The 3265-nt window shown below is 57.1% G+C and carries 1 rRNA gene; it reads right to left on the bottom strand.

Annotated features, from left to right (window positions below):
- Position 1: 1 nt before the first annotated feature.
- Positions 2-3125: ribosomal RNA gene (locus tag ACFUJR_RS38690) — 23S ribosomal RNA — on the bottom strand.
- Positions 3126-3265: the final 140 nt, after the last annotated feature.

Here is a 3265-nt window from a genome sequence, read left to right as displayed (position 1 = left end):
TGAGGACAAGCCCTCGGCCTATTAGTACCGGTCAGCTCCACCCATTACTGGGCTTCCACATCCGGCCTATCAACCCAGTCGTCTACTGGGAGCCTTACCCTCTCAAGGAGGTGGGAATACTCATCTCGAAGCAGGCTTCCCGCTTAGATGCTTTCAGCGGTTATCCCTCCCGAACGTAGCCAACCAGCCATGCCCTTGGCAGGACAACTGGCACACCAGAGGTTCGTCCGTCCCGGTCCTCTCGTACTAGGGACAGCCCTTCTCAATATTCCTACGCGCGCAGCGGATAGGGACCGAACTGTCTCACGACGTTCTAAACCCAGCTCGCGTACCGCTTTAATGGGCGAACAGCCCAACCCTTGGGACCGACTCCAGCCCCAGGATGCGACGAGCCGACATCGAGGTGCCAAACCATCCCGTCGATATGGACTCTTGGGGAAGATCAGCCTGTTATCCCCGGGGTACCTTTTATCCGTTGAGCGACGGCGCTTCCACAAGCCACCGCCGGATCACTAGTCCCGACTTTCGTCCCTGCTCGACCCGTCGGTCTCACAGTCAAGCTCCCTTGTGCACTTACACTCAACACCTGATTGCCAACCAGGCTGAGGGAACCTTTGGGCGCCTCCGTTACCCTTTGGGAGGCAACCGCCCCAGTTAAACTACCCATCAGACACTGTCCCTGATCCGGATCACGGACCGAGGTTAGACATCCAGCACGACCAGAGTGGTATTTCAACGGCGACTCCACCATGACTGGCGTCACGGCTTCAAAGTCTCCCACCTATCCTACACAAGCCGAACCGAACACCAATATCAAACTGTAGTAAAGGTCCCGGGGTCTTTCCGTCCTGCTGCGCGAAACGAGCATCTTTACTCGTAGTGCAATTTCACCGGGCCTATGGTTGAGACAGTCGAGAAGTCGTTACGCCATTCGTGCAGGTCGGAACTTACCCGACAAGGAATTTCGCTACCTTAGGATGGTTATAGTTACCACCGCCGTTTACTGGCGCTTAAGTTCTCAGCTTCGCAACCCCGAAAGGTCACTAACCGGTCCCCTTAACGTTCCAGCACCGGGCAGGCGTCAGTCCGTATACATCGCCTTACGGCTTCGCACGGACCTGTGTTTTTAGTAAACAGTCGCTTCTCGCTGGTCTCTGCGGCCACCCCCAGCTCAGAGTGCAAGACTCATCACCAGTGATGGCCCCCCTTCTCCCGAAGTTACGGGGGCATTTTGCCGAGTTCCTTAACCATAGTTCACCCGAACGCCTCGGTATTCTCTACCTGACCACCTGAGTCGGTTTAGGGTACGGGCCGCCATGAAACTCGCTAGAGGCTTTTCTCGACAGCATAGGATCATCCACTTCACCACAATCGGCTCGGCATCAGGTCTCAGGCTATGTGCTGTCCGGATTTACCTGGACAACGCCCTACACCCTTACCCCGGGACAACCACCGCCCGGGCTGGACTACCTTCCTGCGTCACCCCATCGCTTACCTACTACCACCTTGGTTCGCCGGCTCCACCACTTTCCTTTCCCCGAAGGGTCCGGAACGGCTTCACGGGCTTAGCATTAATGGGCTCGATATTGGGCGTTTCAAAGCGGGTACCGGAATATCAACCGGTTGTCCATCGACTACGCCTGTCGGCCTCGCCTTAGGTCCCGACTTACCCTGGGCAGATCAGCTTGACCCAGGAACCCTTAGTCAATCGGCGCACACGTTTCTCACGTGTGTATCGCTACTCATGCCTGCATTCTCACTCGTGAACCGTCCACAACTCGCTTCCGCGGCTGCTTCACCCGGCACACGACGCTCCCCTACCCATCACAGTCCCCGTTGGGGGTATGTACTGCAATGACACGACTTCGGCGGTACGCTTGAGCCCCGCTACATTGTCGGCGCGGAATCACTTGACCAGTGAGCTATTACGCACTCTTTCAAGGGTGGCTGCTTCTAAGCCAACCTCCTGGTTGTCTCTGCGACTCCACATCCTTTCCCACTTAGCGTACGCTTAGGGGCCTTAGTCGATGCTCTGGGCTGTTTCCCTCTCGACCATGGAGCTTATCCCCCACAGTCTCACTGCCGCGCTCTCACTTACCGGCATTCGGAGTTTGGCTAAGGTCAGTAACCCGGTAGGGCCCATCGCCTATCCAGTGCTCTACCTCCGGTAAGAAACACACGACGCTGCACCTAAATGCATTTCGGGGAGAACCAGCTATCACGGAGTTTGATTGGCCTTTCACCCCTAACCACAGGTCATCCCCCAGGTTTTCAACCCTGGTGGGTTCGGTCCTCCACGAAGTCTTACCTCCGCTTCAACCTGCCCATGGCTAGATCACTCCGCTTCGGGTCTTGAGCGTGCTACTGAAACGCCCTGTTCGGACTCGCTTTCGCTACGGCTTCCCCACACGGGTTAACCTCGCAACACACCGCAAACTCGCAGGCTCATTCTTCAAAAGGCACGCAGTCACGACCCACTGGGTAAACCCAGTGAGCGACGCTCCCACGGCTTGTAGGCACACGGTTTCAGGTACTATTTCACTCCGCTCCCGCGGTACTTTTCACCATTCCCTCACGGTACTATCCGCTATCGGTCACCAGGGAATATTTAGGCTTAGCGGGTGGTCCCGCCAGATTCACACGGGATTTCTCGGGCCCCGTGCTACTTGGGTGTCTCTCAAACGAGCCGCTAATGTTTCAGCTACGGGGGTCTTACCCTCTACGCCGGACCTTTCGCATGTCCTTCGCCTACATCAACGGTTTCTGACTCGTCTCACAGCCGGCAGACTGTGAAAGAGAGATCCCACAACCCCGCATGCGCAACCCCTGCCGGGTATCACACGCATACGGTTTGGCCTCATCCGGTTTCGCTCGCCACTACTCCCGGAATCACGGTTGTTTTCTCTTCCTGAGGGTACTGAGATGTTTCACTTCCCCTCGTTCCCTCCACATGCCCTATGTGTTCAGGCATGGGTGACAGCCCATGACGACTGCCGGGTTTCCCCATTCGGAAACCCCCGGATCAAAGCCTGGTTGACGGCTCCCCGGGGACTATCGTGGCCTCCCACGTCCTTCATCGGTTCCTGGTGCCAAGGCATCCACCGTGCGCCCTTAAAAACTTGGCCACAGATGCTCGCGTCCACTGTGTAGTTCTCAAGCAACGACCAGCCACCCATCACCCCGCCACAACAGGCGAGTTCACTGGGGCCGGCATCGCGAAGACACGACCTCACGGCCGTACCCTCAGACACCCAACAACGTGCCA

Origin of the sequence: Streptomyces sp. NPDC057271, assembly GCF_042668715.1 — a bacterium.
Classification (GTDB): Bacteria; Actinomycetota; Actinomycetes; order Streptomycetales; family Streptomycetaceae; genus Streptomyces.
This window is presented reverse-complemented; position numbering and strand designations above follow the sequence as displayed.